This is a genomic window from Flavobacterium xanthum, from assembly GCF_900142695.1.
Taxonomy (GTDB): Bacteria; Bacteroidota; Bacteroidia; order Flavobacteriales; family Flavobacteriaceae; genus Flavobacterium; species Flavobacterium xanthum.
On the sequence record NZ_FRBU01000056.1, the window covers coordinates 1 to 18,775 of the forward strand.

Annotated in this window: 13 protein-coding genes, 1 other RNA gene and 1 pseudogene; 4 read left to right on the forward strand and 11 right to left on the reverse strand. The window is 33.7% G+C overall.

What is annotated here, in order from left to right; genetic code table 11:
• Together BUC11_RS15350 and BUC11_RS15355 are read right to left on the reverse strand one after the other, a co-directional pair.
• Positions 1-4,001 (reverse strand): DUF11 domain-containing protein (locus BUC11_RS15350; RefSeq protein WP_073355498.1); only part of this gene is annotated, 4,001 nt, incomplete at its 3' end.
• 33 nt (positions 4,002-4,034) lie between these two features.
• Positions 4,035-4,625 (reverse strand): hypothetical protein, encoded by a 591-nt coding sequence (locus tag BUC11_RS15355; RefSeq protein ID WP_073355500.1) that lies wholly within the window; start codon positions 4,623-4,625, stop codon positions 4,035-4,037.
• Positions 4,626-5,018: 393 nt separating this feature from the next.
• Between BUC11_RS15355 and BUC11_RS15360 the strand changes: the two genes are divergently transcribed.
• From BUC11_RS15360 to BUC11_RS15370, 3 genes are all read left to right on the forward strand, one after another.
• A complete protein-coding gene (locus BUC11_RS15360; protein ID WP_073355501.1) occupies positions 5,019-5,504 on the forward strand; it encodes a SixA phosphatase family protein in 486 nt (161 codons plus the stop codon).
• The gene (gene ppk1 / locus BUC11_RS15365) at positions 5,501-7,588 is read left to right on the forward strand and encodes a polyphosphate kinase 1 (RefSeq protein WP_073355503.1); all 2,088 of its coding nucleotides are present in this window, start codon (positions 5,501-5,503) and stop codon (positions 7,586-7,588) included. The genes BUC11_RS15360 and ppk1 overlap by 4 nt, the downstream gene beginning before the upstream one ends.
• Positions 7,589-7,681: 93 nt before the next feature.
• Positions 7,682-8,572, forward strand: a complete 891-nt coding sequence (locus BUC11_RS15370) for a Ppx/GppA phosphatase family protein (RefSeq protein WP_073355504.1) — start codon at positions 7,682-7,684, stop codon at positions 8,570-8,572.
• A gap of 15 nt (positions 8,573-8,587) precedes the next feature.
• Here the strand turns inward: BUC11_RS15370 and BUC11_RS15375 are convergent, their stop codons facing one another.
• The 3 genes from BUC11_RS15375 to BUC11_RS15385 form a co-directional block, all read right to left on the reverse strand.
• Positions 8,588-9,004, reverse strand: coding sequence for a DNA polymerase III subunit gamma/tau (locus tag BUC11_RS15375; RefSeq protein WP_073355505.1), 417 nt, complete (start codon positions 9,002-9,004; stop codon positions 8,588-8,590).
• A gap of 233 nt (positions 9,005-9,237) precedes the next feature.
• Positions 9,238-10,323 carry a DNA polymerase III subunit gamma/tau gene (gene dnaX / locus BUC11_RS15380; protein WP_073355506.1) on the reverse strand — a complete coding sequence of 362 codons (1,086 nt, stop codon included), beginning with the start codon at positions 10,321-10,323 and terminating at the stop codon, positions 9,238-9,240.
• A 240-nt stretch (positions 10,324-10,563) separates the two neighbouring features.
• A complete protein-coding gene (locus BUC11_RS15385) occupies positions 10,564-10,860 on the reverse strand; it encodes a hypothetical protein (RefSeq protein WP_073355507.1) in 297 nt (98 codons plus the stop codon).
• A gap of 118 nt (positions 10,861-10,978) precedes the next feature.
• Between BUC11_RS15385 and rnpB the strand changes: the two genes are divergently transcribed.
• Positions 10,979-11,305: RNase P RNA component class A (gene rnpB, locus BUC11_RS15390), an RNA gene on the forward strand.
• Between the two features lie 79 nt (positions 11,306-11,384).
• On the opposite strand, the gene BUC11_RS15395 is transcribed toward rnpB, so the two are convergent.
• The 6 genes and pseudogenes from BUC11_RS15395 to BUC11_RS15420 form a co-directional block, all read right to left on the reverse strand.
• On the reverse strand, positions 11,385-13,169 hold the full coding sequence (locus tag BUC11_RS15395) for a chloride channel protein (protein ID WP_073355508.1): 1,785 nt from the start codon (positions 13,167-13,169) through the stop codon (positions 11,385-11,387).
• Positions 13,170-13,211: 42 nt separating this feature from the next.
• Positions 13,212-13,880: pseudogene (locus BUC11_RS17220) on the reverse strand (DNA alkylation repair protein).
• Between the two features lie 53 nt (positions 13,881-13,933).
• On the reverse strand, positions 13,934-15,619 hold the full coding sequence (gene ggt / locus BUC11_RS15405; RefSeq protein ID WP_073355510.1) for a gamma-glutamyltransferase: 1,686 nt from the start codon (positions 15,617-15,619) through the stop codon (positions 13,934-13,936).
• 18 nt (positions 15,620-15,637) lie between these two features.
• Complete coding sequence (gene ggt, locus BUC11_RS15410; protein ID WP_073355512.1) at positions 15,638-17,323, reverse strand: gamma-glutamyltransferase; 1,686 nt, start codon at positions 17,321-17,323, stop codon at positions 15,638-15,640.
• Between the two features lie 148 nt (positions 17,324-17,471).
• Positions 17,472-17,885 carry a GxxExxY protein gene (locus BUC11_RS15415; RefSeq protein ID WP_073355513.1) on the reverse strand — a complete coding sequence of 138 codons (414 nt, stop codon included), beginning with the start codon at positions 17,883-17,885 and terminating at the stop codon, positions 17,472-17,474.
• A gap of 357 nt (positions 17,886-18,242) precedes the next feature.
• Positions 18,243-18,695, reverse strand: a complete 453-nt coding sequence (locus BUC11_RS15420) for an acyl carrier protein phosphodiesterase (protein WP_084129711.1) — start codon at positions 18,693-18,695, stop codon at positions 18,243-18,245.
• Positions 18,696-18,775: the final 80 nt, after the last annotated feature.

The following is an 18,775-nucleotide window of genomic DNA, read 5'->3' on the forward strand; positions in this document are numbered from 1 at the left end:
GGATCAGAAGTAGTTCCAACAATTGCATTTCCACTACAAACATCTGTAGTTGTTGGAGCAGTAACAGTCGCAGCACATTCTCCGGTTACATCTGCCAAAACAGGTTTAACAGGCGCAACAGTATCTTTTACGATTACTTTTTGAGTAGCGGTCGTTGTATTTCCGTTTCCATCATTAAAAGTCCAAGTGATGGTGTAGGTTCCTTGAGAAGTATAAGATAAAGGATCAGAAGTAGTTCCAACAATTGCATTTCCACTACAAACATCCGTAGTTGTTGGAGCAGTAACAGTCGCAGCACATTCTCCGGTTACATCTGCCAAAACAGGTTTAACAGGCGCAACAGTATCTTTTACAATTACTTTTTGAGTAGCAGTCGTTGTATTTCCGTTTCCATCATTAAAAGTCCAAGTGATAGTGTAGGTTCCTTGAGTGGTATAAGATAAAGGATCAGAAGTAGTTCCAACAATTGCATTTCCACTACAAACATCCGTAGTTGTTGGAACAGTAACAGTCGCAGCACATTCTCCGGTTACATCTGCCAAAACAGGTTTAACAGGCGCAACAGTATCTTTTACGATTACTTTTTGAGTAGCAGTCGTTGTATTTCCGTTTCCATCATTAAAAGTCCAAGTGATGGTGTAGGTTCCTTGAGAAGTATAAGATAAAGGATCAGAAGTAGTTCCAACAATTGCATTTCCACTACAAACATCCGTAGTTGTTGGAACAGTAACAGTCGCAGCACATTCTCCGGTTACATCTGCCAAAACAGGTTTAACGGGAGCAACAGTATCTTTTACAATTACTTTTTGAGTAGCAGTCGTTGTATTTCCGTTACCATCATTAAAAGTCCAAGTGATGGTGTAGGTTCCTTGAGAAGTATAAGATAAAGGATCTGAAGTAGTTCCAACAATTGCATTTCCACTACAAACATCCGTAGTTGTTGGAACAGTAACAGTCGCAGCACATTCTCCGGTTACATCTGCTAAAACAGGTTTAACGGGAGCAACAGTATCTTTTACAATTACTTTTTGAGTAGCAGTCGTTGTATTTCCATTTCCATCATTAAAAGTCCAAGTGATAGTGTAGGTTCCTTGAGTGGTATAAGATAAAGGATCAGAAGTAGTTCCAACAATTGCATTTCCACTACAAACATCTGTAGTTGTTGGAGCAGTAACAGTAGCAGCACATTCACCAATTACATCTGCCAAAACAGGTTTAACAGGAGCAACAGTATCATCTATTATAATCTTTTGAATTAATGTAGTTTGATTATTACATTTGTCAGATATTGTATAAGTTCTAGTTATTAAAGTAGGTAAATTTCCACTACTAACATCTGAACTGGAAACACTGATGTTTGAATCACTTGTGCAATTATCGCCAATTGATAAACCTAAGGATTCTAAAGCAGCTACTGTTTTTAAAGCAGGAGGAAGATCGCCAAGAGAACAGCCTTCTATATTTGAATCAGATAATGTACCTGTGATAACTGGTGCGGTAGTATCTTGAATTTTAATAGTTTGTTTTGCTACAGTAGCACCACAAATTGTTGTGATTTTGTATACTCTTTCTACTACTATTGGACAATCTCCATTTTTTGAATCCTGATAAGAAATAGAATATGTTCCAACAGAATTATTATTTGTAAATGTCCCTCCTGCCGTTGTAAACTGTGATAGTGTAATGTTGACCTCAGTTTCGCTGTATGTTAAACCTGTTATTGCACTCGTTTCACATCCTTCAAATGTTTTGATTGCAGGTGCAGTAACCATTGGTTTTGGATAAATAGTTACTTTAATTGTTTTTTTAGGACCAATACAAGAATTAGTTTGACCTTCTGCAACATAGAATGTGGTTTCGCCAACAGTTGTTGATGAAGGAGTAATAGACATTTGAGCTGATGAAGTTTCACTGGTGTAATAATATAAATTATACGAAGGATTACTTGCTGTAGCACTTAAAGGTACTGTATTCTCTCCAATACAATATTTTACATCTGTTACAGTAGGTAGAGATGTAATGCTTGAAACTGTAATAGTAAATTGAAAATAGCAACCACTACTTACCCCCGGAGGTACAGCATAATAGGTAGAAGTCCCTACAGTTGCAGGAAATGGTTTATTTATTGTATACTGAATTGTTGTTCCACTTACAACTGGATACGAGTTGTAAAATGTTGCTCCAGTTGGAAATGCTCCGGCTACAGCGGTAATTGGAATAGTACTGCCAGCGTTACAAAATGTAAAAGCAGTGATTGGTGGAGTAGCTTGACAATTTGCATTGACATAATTGGCAGCATCAATTGTTGTTATGTATGGTGTTGGAATGGCAGTTCCTTGACAATTACCTCCTGAGGTATAGCCTTGAATTAAAGATTTGTCTATAACTTTTACTGTAGATACTGATCCGGCACCGCTTAAAAAACCTATTACTGAAACAACATTATTACAATTAGCATTTTTTAATAATGTACAATCTTCGGTTACTTTAAATTTAAAACTAAGTTCTGCTAATACACTATTGATATCGCCATTAGAAGGAAGCGGTAAAGTACCAAAATCCCAAACAATTGAACCATTTGCTCCAACTGTAGGTTCATAAGTTAAAGTATTAGGAGAAGGGTTAGGGGTGAAATTAATGATTTTAGAAGCACTATTTGGAACATAAGTGACATTGTAAGGTATTGGAATAACAACTTTTGTATTGTTTATGGCTTCAGTACCCCTATTTTTTATTTGAATTTTATACTCTAACTCTTCACCAGGTAAAGCGGTTGTCGGGTTAGTGCCTGAAACAGGAAGGTTATTGATTTTAGTGGCAGTGATAATACCTTCTATATCTGGCACATAAGCATCAACGGCCATTGCTATTGCAAAAATTACATAAGTATCCTGTGTTGAACCGTATTTGAATTTTGTTGATGTCTGGTTATTACCGATTATTGAATTATCTGTGTTAGGAATGGTAAACATGTTAATGTCTAATCCCGTATTATTCAGTAAAGATGGATTCCTTTGATTCCCTCCGGTCTGTATCGAAGAATTGAAAAAATTGTTTGTTGAGTTTGAGCTGTGGTTGAGAGTTACATAGTCAGTAGAGTTCTTTTTTTGTATCTGAAAATAATCCCCAGATATTCCTCTATCGCCTTCTCCTGCAATCATTCCAAGTTTAACTCCTACATTTCCAGAAGGAACAGCATTAAAACCTGTTACATCAATCTGGTGATTTATTGTTGTAGAACCTTGAACATAAGCATGACCATCAAAAATAGTGATATCACGATTCTTCATGCTTGAATTTTCGTAAATTACAATTAATCCCCAACCGCCATAAAAACCAGTTCCACCGCCATTACCTTGTTTAAGAGCAATATCTGCAGCAAAATATTCTCCAACTCCATGATCTTTGACATATTGTGTAACCTCTGCATAAGCAGAATACATGTACCCATCTGAAGTAGTTGGGTAGTAAATTTCATTAACATTTCCAATTGAACTTGCAGTTATATTAGTATAATTGGACTCTCCAGGCCCTTTTAGGGAAATGTTTCTTTTGTCGAAATCTCTATTGGTATTGCCTTTAGTTGCAGTTACAATATAACCACTTGTATTACTGTCTGATGCTCTACCTGTCCAATATAATCCTGCATAAACAATGTTTGAACATGAAGATGCAACTCCATTATCTGTAGGTAATGATAATGTTGAAGAAGATGAATTCCAAGTATTTGAATCATTATCGATATCAACATAAACCATTGGGTTATTATTGGTTTCATTGTCGGCGTAATTTTGTAATGTTAGATTGGTATTACCAATCATGGTGAAATCACCTTTTACATTATACGTTTTCTTTAGTGGTGTAAACGTTGAAGTTCGTTCTTTAAAAGGAACTTTTACCTGAGCATTTAAAGAAAATGCAAGTCCTAAAAAAAAGATTGCTGTAAAAATAATTCGATTTAATGGATAAACTATTTTAGATTTGGAGTATAGTTTTTTCATAATAATAATTGTAGGTTGTTATCTAATCTAGTTTTATTCGCTTTTGTCTATTTTGTAAAAAACAGTATATCCTGGATTTATGTTTTTTATAAGCTTAATGATTGAAGTGTCAGTGGTACTAATATTTGACAAGATGTAAACGTAATTTAACTTTGAGAAGTTAGAAAGTACTGATAAATCAATTGGAATATTCAAATCAGCGGTGTCATCAATTTTAACAGTTAAAATTTCAATATTTTCGACGCTAATGTTTGACGAGGCAATTGAACTCAAAGAACTTGCATCTGTAAACAATGAATTTGGTTTATTTCCATAACTTTTAACTTTTCCAGAATAAAAGTAAATGGTCTGTTGAACGTCATTCAATAAATTCTCCAAACGTTTAGATTCCGAGTTAGCTGATCTTAAATTTTGCTCAGATTTTTTCATTGCAGCAATCAAAGATTTTACTTCCATCACTTGCGGCGTTTTATCATTCGATTTTGATACTTGAGCGGTTAGTAAAGTCGTCAATAAAGTGAAACACAACAAAACTAATTTTTTGAAAATTTGATTGAATGAGTTTTCAAAGAAATTACAAAATTCGACGTAGAAATTTTTTGAGGTAAAGTATTTTTTTATCATGTAGGTTGATAGTATTAGATTTGTATTTTTATTTTAAACAGGGCGACGTTCAAGGAGCCAAATTAAATGTAAAAAGTTAGAGTTAACTTTTTTTTCTATAAACAACACAAAAAGTCGTTTAAGTACATTTTTATGTTAATTCAATCTTAAAAAATTATAAAAAAATTATAAAAATCGCTATTACAGAGACATACTTGCTAGTATATTCTTTCTGTTTTTAACATTAATTTACATGAAGATTATAATAGCTGTAATTAAATAAAGTAGATTTTTAAGAAACAGCATTTATACGTTATTACAGAATAAAAAGTTAAAAACAAGGATAATAAATTTTAGTTTTGTAAATTGTATTTAATAAATTTTACTAGTTGATAACAAAATTATTTTCCACTCATGAAAAACTTATTTTTGGTTCGCCATGCAAAATCAAGTTGGGAAGTCCCCATACATGACAAAGATCGCGGTTTGACTTGTCAGGGTGTAAAAGATGCTCATCTAGTATCGTCCGAAGCTAAAGATTCAATTCCGAAAGCGTATGTAATTTTTAGCAGTACTGCAAAAAGAACAACAAACACAGCGTTAATTTTTGCTCAAAATTTAGCCTATCCTATCGAAAGTATCATTTACAAAGATGATCTTTATACATTTGATGAAAATGATTTAGAGAAAGTGATCAAATCCTATAGTAATTCTTATGAAAGTGTCATTCTTTTTGGACATAATGGAGCAATTACAGATTTTGTTAATAAATTTGGGGATGTTTATATCGAAAATGTTCCAACTTCAGGTTTTGTTCATTTAAAATTTGAAGCAGAGGATTGGAAAAAAATAAAGAAAGGTAAAATTGAAAAAATAATATTCCCCAAAAATTTAAGATGAATAAAGTATTAGAATATAAATATATTGATAGAGAAAAAAGTTGGTTGGCTTTCAACGCACGTGTATTACAAGAAGCAGGCGATAATTCAGTTCCATTATTAGATCGTTTGCGTTTTTTGGGTATTTTTTCAAATAATTTAGATGAGTTTTTTCGAGTTCGTTTTGCAGCTATTAGACGATTAAGTTTAACTGGCATCTCTGGAGAAAAATACTTAGGAGGGATTTCAGCACAGCAATTAGTTAAGGATATCACTGAAATTGTTATTCAACAACAATCAGAAAGTTTACGAATTTTAAATATTATTGAAAGTGAACTGGAGACTAAAAATATATTTATTATAACAGAAACTGATATTACTTTTGAACAGGAAATTTTTCTAAAAGATTTTTTTATTCAAAAAGTGAGTCCTGAGTTAGTTACCATTATCTTAAATGATTTGGCAGAATTCCCGGTATTAAAAGACACTTCAGGGTATTTAGCTATTAAATTAGTTATGAATAAAAATTCAGAAGTTCGTTATGCAGTAATCGAAATTCCTAAAACAATTAATCGTTTTGTTGTATTGCCATCCAATAATGAAAAACAGTATATTATACTTTTGGATGACGTAATCAGACATAATTTGAGTAATATTTTCAATATTTTTGATTACAAAAGTGTTTCTGCTCACATGATAAAAATTACGAGAGATGCGCAATTGGATATTGATAGTGATTTGAGTAAAAGTATGATCGAAAAAATATCATTGAGTGTAAAAGACCGACGAATAGGAGAACCGGTTCGTTTTATTTATGACCAACTCATTGAAGAAGATACCTTGCAATTTTTTCTAGATAAAATGAAAATTGTCTCTACAGATAGTATTATTCCAGGAGGAAGATACCACAACAGAAGGGATTATATGGATTTTCCAAATCTAGGTCGATACGATTTATTGTACCAAACTAACGATCCATTACCCATTCCAGGATTAAGTTTGGAAGGGAGTATGCTCGAAAAAATAAGTGAAAAAGATTATCTCTTAAATGCACCTTATCAATCCTTTTCCTATTTGACCAAGTTTTTACGTGAAGCGGCGTTGGATCCTAAAGTAATTTCCATAAAAATTACCTTGTACCGATTGGCAAAAAATTCTCAAATCATTAGTTCTCTTATCAATGCGGCTAAAAATGGTAAGAAAGTTACCGTTCAAATCGAATTGCAAGCTCGTTTTGACGAGGCTTCTAATATTTCCTATGCAGAGCAAATGCAGTTGGAAGGTATTGAACTTATTTTTGGAATAAAAGGGCTTAAAGTACACAGCAAAATATGCGTTATTGAAAGATACGAAAATGACAAAATAAAGCGATATGGTTTTATTTCTACAGGAAATTTCAACGAATCTACCGCTAAAGTGTACACTGATGTTACCCTTTTTACCAGTCATCAACAAATTCTAAAAGATATCATGAGGATATTTGAGTTCTTTGATATCAACTATAGAGTACATCGCTACAAACATCTTATCGTTTCTCCGCATTATACCAGAACAAGATTTGTCAAGTTAATTGACAGAGAAATTACACACGCATTAGCAGGAAGGAAAACACATATTAAGCTAAAAATGAATAGCTTATCTGATTTTGCAATGATTGATAAATTATATGAAGCCAGTAGAGCAGGTGTAAAAATTCAACTTGAAGTCAGAGGAATTTGTTCGTTGATTCCCGGAATTCCTGGAATGAGTGATAATATTGAAGCAATTAGTATTGTAGATAATTATTTGGAACATTCCAGAATTTATATTTTTGGTAATGCGGGGCAAACAGAAGTGTATATTTCATCAGCGGATTTCATGACCAGAAATCTAGATGGTCGGGTTGAAGTAACATGCCCAATTTATGATCAAGGTATAAAAAACGAACTAATTGATAATTTTGATATTGGTTGGAAAGGCAATGTAAAAGCCCGTTTTCACTCTTACAAATTAGATAATAAGTACCGATATCGCAATCATAATCCTATTTTTAGAGCACAATTAGAAACCTATAAATATTATCAAAGAAAACTCCAAGTAGAGTCCCAAATTGAAACTAAAGTTTAATTATTTAGGGAAGGGTAGGTAGAGCTTTTTTTAAGCAATGATTCAGGAGTGAATAAAATAATTTAGGTAGGAAATAAACGAATTGAAACGAAGATGATTAAAATAAAAAAATATGCAGCAATTGATATTGGTTCTAATGCCATGCGTTTGTTAATTGCAAATATTGTAGAACAAGAAGGAAAAGAGCCTCAATTTAATAAAAGTTCACTGGTTCGCGTTCCCATTCGTTTGGGGCAGGATGCATTTACGGTTGGAGAAATTTCGGAAGAGAATATTGAAAGAATGTGTGATGCCATGAAGGCTTTTAATCTTTTAATGAAGGTGCATAAGGTAGAACGCTACATGGCTTTTGCAACCTCAGCGATGCGAGAAGCGTACAACGGAAAAGAAGTTGTCGAAATAATAAAGAAGAAAGCAGATATAAAAATAGAAATTATTGATGGTAAGAAAGAAGCAGCCATAATTGCTTCTACTGATTTACATCATTTGTTGAAAACCGATCAAACCTATCTTTTTGTTGATGTTGGTGGAGGAAGTACTGAATTTACGTTGTTTTCTAATGGTAAAATGATAAATTCTAGATCTTTCAAAGCAGGAACGGTGCGTTTGTTAAATGATATGGTGTGCGATGTAGTGTGGGATGAAATTGAAAAATGGATTAAAATAAATACACAAGAATACGACGAAGTCACACTGATAGGTTCTGGTGGAAACATAAATAAGTTATTTAAAATGTCTGGCAAATTGCAGGAAAAACCTCTTTCATATATTTATATGAATTCGCAATATGCTTTTTTAAATTCATTATCCTATGAGCAAAGAATATCCGAATTAGGTTTGAATCCAGATCGTGCCGATGTAATTATTCCAGCAACACGAATCTATCTAAATGCTATGAAATGGAGTGGTGCAAGAAATATTTATGTACCTAAAATAGGACTTTCAGATGGTATTGTAAAAGCGATGTATTACAACAAAATATAATTTGTAACTATCCCATTATACATCTAAATCTAATCCAAATGTTGAACGTAATAGTTCAATATTTGGATTAATTTCTAAAAATCTATTATACCTGTCCTGGTCATTAAAACTTCTTTTATTTTCTACGCTTTCATTAACCATCACTTCGATTGTAATATCATGATTGTGTAAATGTCCTTTTAAATGACCTAAAAGCCCATGTATTTCTTTTTCAAAATCTAATTTTGATCCTTCATTTGGTAATTCAATTGTGATGGCAGTTCCATTTAATTTAGGATCGTTAATGAGTAATAAGGATTCCATAATTTTATAGCCTTTCTCCCCTAAACGTTGCGCATATTTATTCCAATACAACAACATTTCTGTTTCGGTGAAAGATTCCGTGGGTAAGTGAAGTACTTCTTTTATTATTCCTTTACTACTTTCTTCCAATGCTTTCTTTGCACGAATACTCGATAATGAAAACGCAGAAACCTTTGGTCCTTCGGATTGTAGAATACTACTTTTTGTTGCGGGAGTAGGAACTAGAATTGACGGAACAGTAGTTGTCGTTTTCAGTTCTTTTGATAGAACTGATTCAACAACTTGTAAAGCAGGTTTCGGATCTTCAATTTTCGGTTGAACCGTTATTGAATAATCATTCTTTCTATAATAAGTAGGTGGAATTATATATTGCTCAACTTTTTTTTTTCTCCATCATAAGTGATAGAGGCCAGTTGCATTAGGCAAAGTTCAACAAGAAGTCGTTGATTTTGACTTAGTTTGTATTTTAAATCACAATCATTTGCAATCTCGATTCCTTTCAAAAGGAAGTCTTGACTGCATTTTTGTGCTTGCACCCCATACATTTGCTGCGCTTGTTCCCCAACTTCTAATAAAGTTAAAGTTGCAGGTGTTTTAGAAACTAATAAATCTCTAAAATGAGAAGCCAATCCGGATACAAAATGGTGCGCATCAAAACCTTTAGCTAGAATTTCGTTGAAAGCCAACAATAAATCTGGAATTTTGTTTTCCAAAAGCAAGTCGGTGATGTTGATGTACGTTTCGTAATCCAACACATTCAAATTCTCTGTAACGGCCTGACGTGTTAAGTCTTTTCCACAAAAAGAAACTACTCGGTCAAAAATAGACAAAGCATCGCGCATGGCACCATCAGCTTTTTGAGCAATAATGTGCAAAGCGTCATCTTCAAAAACTACTCCTTGACTGGTGGCTACTTCGGCAAGATGTTCTTTGGCATCTTTTACGGTAATTCTTTTGAAATCAAATATCTGACAACGAGAGAGTATCGTTGGAATAATTTTATGTTTTTCGGTCGTTGCCAAAATAAAAATGGCATGTTTTGGCGGTTCTTCCAATGTTTTTAGGAAAGCATTAAAAGCTGCCGAGGACAACATATGAACCTCATCGATAATATAGACTTTGTATTGTCCCGTTTGTGGTGGAATCCGCACTTGGTCAATAAGATTCCTAATATCATCAACTGAGTTGTTAGAAGCGGCATCTAATTCGAAAACATTAAAGGCAAAATCTTCAGTGGGATCATCGTATCCTGGCTGGTTAATTTTACGAGCCAAAATACGGGCGCAAGTCGTTTTTCCAACGCCACGAGGTCCTGTAAATAACAATGCTGAAGCTAAGTGATTGCTTTCTATGGCATTCAATAAAGTATTAGTAATGGCTTTTTGTCCTACAACATCTTTAAATGTTTGAGGACGATATTTACGGGCCGATACAACAAATTGTTCCATAGAAATTTTATTCGAAAGCAAATATAGGTTTTAATTTAAAGATGCAAAAATTTAAGGATTGAAAGATTTTATAATTTTCAGAATGGTTTTTATTTCCCAAATTCCCTAGCCCAGATAGAAGTGAAAATCCTTATGCGCCGGGGTTCGGCGGATAAGATTGTAACGAATAGCTGGAAATAGCTTCTAAAAAAAATTGATTATCAACTCTGATTTTTTTAATTCATTTGCTAAAAGGATTTATTATTTTCTTCCTTTGATGGTCAGATCAATTAAAACTCTTGCGGCACCATTATTCGAATTTGCAGCATATCCGGCGACAAACACTCCTTTTTTACCTGAAGAAGATTTGATGCCATAAACTGTTGCCTCATCATCTGGATTTGTGTCTCCTTCGTAACGGTAAATATGCTGAATTTCATAATGACTTGGATTTTTTACAATATCTTCCTCATGAAGATTAAAATCAAAGGTAAATCCCATCTCATTCAAATCATCTAAGGCTTTAGAAACGGTGGCATAATGATACATATTTGACATAATAGAGATTTTTTAGTTATTTACTAAAGGTAACTGTTTTATTATGAATTCATTGTAAAAGGGATGTTAAAGTAAGGAATCTTAAATGTAAAAAAAGAATTAAATAGTGTAAATTTGCACCGCAGACCGCCTTATCGCCGTTTTGAGTAATCAAGAGGGAGGAAAGTCCGGACACCATAGGGAAGCATAGCGGGTAACGCCCGTCGGTTCGCCTCGGCGAATTAGGACAAGTGCAACAGAAAGTATGTACAGGTAATGCTGTAGTGAAACCAGGTAAACTCTATGCGGTGAAATATCAAGTATATCAGCATTTAAGGGCTTCTCGTCCGTTGCTGAAGGGTAGATAGCTTGAGTTACGCAGTAATGCGTAATCTAGATAAATGATAAGGTAACGCTGAAATAAATTCAGTGTTAACAGAATCCGGCTTATAGGTCTGCTTTTTTTTCAATGGGTTGTTAAAATTTACTTTTAAAAGCAAAAGAAATTTATTAAAGCAGCATTCTCCTTTTTGTATCTTGCTATACTATTCAATCGTCATTGATTTTAGTTTTGTTCTATAAGCCTCCAGTGCTATAGATTTAGAAATAAAACCATAGTATTTTTCCTCTTTAAGAACAGGTAAAAATGCTTTTTTTGATTTCTCAAACTTGTTCATGACTATTTCCATGCTGTCATCAGGTGAAATTATTTCAATAGGCGCAAGCATAATCTCTTTGACCAACGTATATTTTACGCGGTAGGAATTAAATATTATTTCTCGAATATCATTAAAGTGAACGATTCCTAATAAGTTTTGTTTTACATCAACTACACCAAATATTACTTGATTGGAATGGGAAATTAAATCTACGAGTCGTTCTAAATTTTCATCAGGAGTAACTGTTAAGAAATCAGTTTGTATGATGGAATTGGTCTCTAAAGTAGATAGCACATTGGTGTCTTTATTACTAGTAAAGGCATGTCCTTTTTCCACTAGCGTTTTAACATCCATTGAATGTTTTTCGAAACGTTTTGAAATCGCAAAACTAATAGAGGCCACAATCATTAGGGGAATCATTAAGTTATAACCTCCAGTTATTTCTGCTATTAAGAATATCGCAGTCAACGGAGCATGAAACAAACCGCTCAAGATTCCAGCCATACCAACCATAGTAAAATTACTGATTGGCAAGTTAGTGAGCCCGGTTAAATTTAGAAATTTGGAAAAGAAAAATCCAACATAAGATCCTAGAAACAAGGAAGGAGCAAAGTTACCGCCGTTTCCACCGCTGCTTAGGGTTATCCCTGTGGCAAAAACCTTTAGCATCATCGTGCTTCCTACAAAAAGCAATAGCGCCCAACTGTTGTCTCTAAACTCACTAAACAAGGTGTTTTCTAATAATTTTCCTGGATCACTCTCGGATAATGTTTTAATACTTTCATATCCTTCTCCAAAAAGTGTAGGAAAAATAAAAATAAGTACCGCTAAAATGGAAGCTCCAAATAATGCTTTTTTATAGGGTGATAATTTTAGTCTTGCAAAGAAATGTTCTACTTTCTGGAAATTACGAGAATAGTATATAGATATAAATCCTGTTAACAATCCTAACAAAATATAATAAATAATGTTATGATAATCAAAACTTTGTTGTTGTTTGAAGGACAACAAAATTTTCTCGTCTAATGCAATTACGGAGACCAAAGCACCTGTTGCAGCCGCAATCATGATGGGTGTAAAGGCTGCAATACTCACATCTACTAGCAAAACCTCAATGGCAAATAAAACACCTGCAATTGGGGCGTTAAAAGCGGCGGCAATTCCGGCAGCAACGCCGCATCCTATTAGTAAAGTTCGGTCTTTGTAACTCAACTTGTATTTTTGTGCGTAATTCGAACCAAAAGCTGCACCAGTAATCACGATAGGACTTTCTAAACCAGCGGAACCTCCTAAACCAACGGTTAATGAACTGGTGACGATTTGAGCGTACATTTGTTTTTTGGGAATAATACTTGCTTTTTTAGCGACAGCGTATAAAATTTGGGAAGTGCCTTTTTGGATTTTCCCTCCTAAAACTTTCTTAACCACTAAAACAGTCAATATGATACCTATGATAGGTAGAATACTATTAATGAATCCTAATTTCAAGATTCCGTTAACGTAAGTCGCGAATGAAAAAACCCAGTGAGCAAACGTTTTTAGCACAATTACAGCAAATGCAGAAGAAATACCCACTAAAACGGCGGATAGAAATATAAACTGTTTTGGAGTCAATAAAGACTGCGCAATTGCAATTACTGTTTCTAGTTTTGAAATATATTTTTTGAACATGATGTTTTTTAAAGGGGATACAAAACTACTATTATTTTAATCCTAACACATATTTTTTAATGCTTCTTTTGTACTTAATTTTTTTAAATCATTGGATTTTACAAACGCTATAACGTCTTCAGGACTTGTTTTTGCATATTCTCGTAACGCCCAACCGATTGCTTTTTGAATAAAAAATTCTTTAGAATGGGAATGCTTTAAACATTCGGAAAATAAAAAATTAGCATTCGTTTTTTGTTTGTAACCCAATTGAAATAAAATTACACTTCGATTCAACCACATATTTTCTGCTGTTGAAAATCGTTCTATTACCTTTTTGGTTTCTAATGGGAATTCCGTTAAATACTAACCTAAAATGTACTTTGCAATCGTATCGACACTGTCCCACCAAGAATTGTTGATTAATAGTTTTTCAATCAGTTGAATATCTTCTTTTTTATATTTTCCTTTGCCTTCTTTTATCAAAATTTCAATCGCGCAATAATGAAATTCTCGTTCTATTTTTGAATATAATTCTGATACAATTGCGCCTGTATTTGCTGAAACTTCTTGTTTGTTTTCTTTCCAAATTTCCTTAAAAATACGCCTTCTTTCTTCCGTTTTTATCCCAAAAAAAGTAAAGTTGTTCTTCATGTATTTTGCCATCGCAAATGCGTTTTTTGGATTTTTATTTGCTATAAAAGCGCTTTCTAAGGCAAATATAAAGTTCATAAGTATTAATTTTTTCCGTCATCGTGAGCGCTTCCGAAGTTTGGGGAGAAGGATTAAAATCCTACGGCTTTATCGTCTCCTCTAAAATCAGCACCACCTTCCATTTTGTTATTTGGTAAAACCAATATGGCATCCACTTTACCTATAACAGGAGTTGTCTTTTCATTGATTAAATATCCTTTTGATTTTAAGGTTGCAAGTGTTTTAGTGTCGAAAGTGTTGGGTTCAAATGTGATCAAATCCGGCAACCATTGGTGATGAAAACGAGGCGCATTTACCGCTTCCTGCATACTCATACTGTATTCATAAACATTTAAAATGGTTTGCAATACTGATGTAATGATTGTTGAACCACCCGGAGAACCTACAATCATAAATAATTTACCGTTTTTCTCTACGATGGTGGGAGTCATGGAACTCAACATTCGTTTTTGTGGCGCAATACTGTTGGCCTCATTGCCCACTAATCCAAACATGTTAGGTTCACCGGGTTTGGCACTGAAATCGTCCATTTCGTTATTTAGGAAAAAACCTAATTCATCACAATAATATTTAGATCCATACCCATCATTTAGGGTGGTGGTTGACGAAACAGCATTGCCATACTGATCTACAATTGAGTAATGTGTCGTCTCTGCACTTTCATTATACGTCACTTTTCCTTCTTTTATTTCCGATGATAAAGTGGCTTTTTCAAAACTAAAATTCGACATTCTTTGTTCCAAATAATCATCTGCCATTAAAGCTTTCAAAGGTATTTTTACAAAATCAGGATCGCCTAGATAATAACTTCTGTCTGCGTAAGCTCTTCTTTCGGCTTCTACAATAACTTGAATGGCTTCGGTTGAATTATGGCCCATTTTAGCCAGGTCAAAAGGCGCAATCATTTTGAATATTTGAGCCAGACATATTCCGCCACTACTAGGTGGAGGCATCGAAATAATTTTCAAATCTTTATAGTCAAAAGTAAGCGGTGTTCTCCATTTGGCTTCGTATTGAGCTAAATCTTCCAAGGAGATTATCGCTCCTTTTTGCTGCAAGTATTGGACTAATATTTTAGCAGTTTCTCCTTTGTAAAATTCATCTCTGCCGTTTTTTGAGATTCTTTTTAATGTAGCGGCCAGTGCAGGATATTGTATTATATCATTTTCCTTAAAAGCGGTTGCAAATAAGGTCTTGTCTCCATTTACCTTGATGATTTTATCTCGATACGCAGCCAATCGGTCTTCTTGTCTTTTGGTAACAACAACTCCTCTTTCTGCTAGTGCAATAACAGGTTTCAGAATTTCTTCAATTGGTAATGAACCTAATTTTTCATGAACGGCAAAAACACCTGCAATTGTTCCGGGAACCCCAATAGCAAGGGGAGATTCGGTACTTTTCCCTTTTATTACATTCCCTTTTTCGTCTAGAAACATATTTTTTGTTGCTGCTAGCGGGGCTTTTTCTCGATAATCTAGAGAACCAATTTCGCCATTTGCTTTCCGATACACCATAAAACCGCCACCTCCAAGATTTCCTGCATACGGATAGGCAACTGCAAGAGCCATTTCTGTTGCTACCATCGCATCGAAAGCATTGCCACCTTTTCTCATGATTTCAACACCAATTTTGGAAGCTTCTTCTCGTGCAGAAACAACCATTGCTTGATTGGCAATCAATCCTGTGGGTTGAACAGTATTTTTCTGGGTTTTGCAACCAATAGATAAAACACTCAATAGAATAATAATTTTTTTCATTTTAAGTAATATATAAATTTAAAAACCAACAGCTTTGTTATCACCTCTTTTATCAGCTCCACCTTCTAATTTACTATTTGGCAGGACCAGAATAGCATCGACTTCACCAATAATTTCTTTATTTTTTTCATTGATGATGTATCCCTTGTTCTTCAAATCAATCAATAGTTTTTTATCGAAAGAATTGGGTTCAAAAGTAATCTCATCTGGCATCCACTGATGGTGAAATCTTGGAGCATCTACGGCTTCTTGCATACTCATTCCAAATTCATACACATTCAATATAGCCTGTAAAACCGATGTGATAATGGTAGAACCTCCCGGCGTACCCACAACCATGAAAAGCGAATTGTCTTTTTCGACAATCGTAGGCGTCATAGAACTCAACATTCTTTTTCCGGGAGCGATGCTATTAGCTTCACTTCCCGTAAGACCATATAAATTAGGGACACCTGGTTTTGCACTGAAATCATCCATTTGATTATTCAAAAAGAAACCCAAATCATCACAATATATTTTAGAACCATAGTTGTCGTTTAAAGTTGTTGTGGCCGATACAGCGTTTCCAGCAGCATCAACGATCGAATAATGAGTAGTTTGGTTGCTTTCATATCCTTTGATTGTTCCGTGAGCAATATCCGAAGATTTTGAAGCTTGATCAAATGAAAAATCCTTCATTCTTTTTTCTAAATAAGAGGGACTTACTAATTCTTCTATTGGAAGTTTTACAAAATCAGGATCACCCAAATAGTTATTCCTGTCGGCATAGGCTCTGCGTTCTGCTTCTGTTAGTACCTGTATGGTTTTTAAGCTGTTGTGTCCCATTTGTGAAAGATTGAAAGGGGCAATCATTTTCATGATTTGATTCAGACAAATTCCACCGCTACTTGGCGGAGACATCGAAATGATTTTTAAATTTTTATACTGAAAAGTAATTGGATTTCGCCACTTGGCCGCATACGTAGAAAAATCTTCCATTGTGGCGTTTCCTCCTTTTTTTGCTAAGAACGCAACTAATTTTTGAGCAGTTTCGCCTCTGTAAAATTCATTGCGACCGTTTTTGGCAATTCGTTTTAAGGTGGCTGCCAGCGCACGATATTTTATGGTATCATTTTCTTTATAGACTTTGGAAAACAAACTATTAGTTCCATTTCTTTTTATAAAATAGGCTCTATTGTAAGCCAAACTTTCTGCTTGAAATTTAGTGACAATAACACCTTTTTCAGCGAGTGCAATGACGGGTTCCATAATTTCGCTCATTGGTAAAGAGCCATATTTTTTGTGTACTTCAAATATTCCAGCTATTGTTCCCGGAATTCCAGAAGCGAGTGCTGTTGCCGTACTTTTTCCTTCTATTACATTTCCTTTTTTGTCTAGAAACATATCTTTAGAGGCTGCTAATGGGGCTTTTTCTCGGTAATCGATAGCTCCAGTTTCCCCATTGGCTTTTCTAAAAACCATAAAACCACCACCGCCAATATTCCCAGCTTGTGGATGAGAAACTGCCAAAGCTAGTTCTGTGGCAACCATCGCGTCAAAAGCATTTCCACCTTTTTTCATGATTTCAACTCCAATTTTCGAAGCTTCTTCACGAGCTGAAACTACCATAGCTTTTGAAGTAACTAAACCAGTGGGCTCTATCGTTTTTTCATTCGATTTACAGCTCAGAACAGCTAAGGAAAGGAAGAGAATTATTTTTTTCATTTTTAAGATGGTATTTTGGTTTTATGTGTAAAGTTGTGGTTGTTTTTATTATGTATTACTTTAATTGTTCTAACCACATAGAGACATAGAATATTAGTTTGTATATTAAGAAGCTTCGCTTAATATTAGATTTCATAGGTGGATTTATTTATTCTTTTGGTAAGATTTTATAAAATTCATTAACAAAAGTCTTTTGTCCCTCCTTGAAAATATTAAAACAATTAAAATTTATCAAAATACCTTTCGGTGATTTTAATAATTTCATGTGATTCAAAAGTTTAGCTTCAAAAGCAGGATGGATTTCTGAAACGGCTTTAAATTCAATAACAATCAAGTTTTCAATTAACAAATCACATCTAAAATCAGATTCCATCATTTTGCCCTTGTAAATTACAGGTATTTTATGCTCTGAAATAAAATTAATATTTCTTAACCTTAATTCCTCTTTCATACATTGATGATAAACACTTTCTAGTAAGCCTTTACCCATGATTTTATGAACTTCTATTGCCGCACCAATAATTTGAAAGCTTAAATCATTAAGATGTTTTTGTGTAATCATTCCTTAGACTATTTCAAATTAATACTATTTTTAGACTGTTATATCTTTAAACGAATACCAACAGGTATAATTTATTTTTCAGATTTTTTTTTGAAAACACAGTAACAACTAAATGTTATAGCTGTAATTTATAGCTATCTAATTTTCAAAAATATTTCGTTTCTAAATCATAAATTGTAACTATGTTAATCCAAGAATTGGACTACAGATCTCTTTTTTTCTATGTTTCTATATGGTTAATTTCTATTTAATTTATTTCAAAAATTTTAATTATCTTACATAAGAATGTAGGTAAATTTATTATTTCAATTTTTACCAATTAAGGAAAACCTATATTTTTATGTAGTAACATTGTAATCATTCATCAAGTATTTTTTGTTCTACAAAAGTCCTCAATTCTTCAAAGAATGCCGTAAACTCTTTTTCAAAATCATTGTAATATTCTTGAAGCTCTACGGTAGCAAACCGCATGTTTGATTGATTTTTTGTTCGGCTATCCATTTGCGTTAAAATGTGGTCAATTCCACTGATTGTTTGGTAACTAACTAACCAATTTTCCTTAAATAGAATAGGCATTATTTTTATGGTTCTTTCCGAAAGTACGCTGTTGTTTTCCCGTAAAGATTGATAAAAACGCTCAACGAATTCCTCCAGTTTTTCATCGGAATAAATACTCCAATTCTTAGCCAAAAAATGATCGTAAAAAATATCTACAATCACTCCAGCATAATGGTGGTAATGCTGATGAAGACGTTTTGTGCTTTGTCTAAAAATAGGATGTGCATCTGTAAACGTTATGCTGCTCCCCAAAAAACGTACAACTTTTTGTGTGAATTTAAGATAGGATTAAAAACCTTAAATTAGCAGAATTATGTCAAGAACAAGAAGAG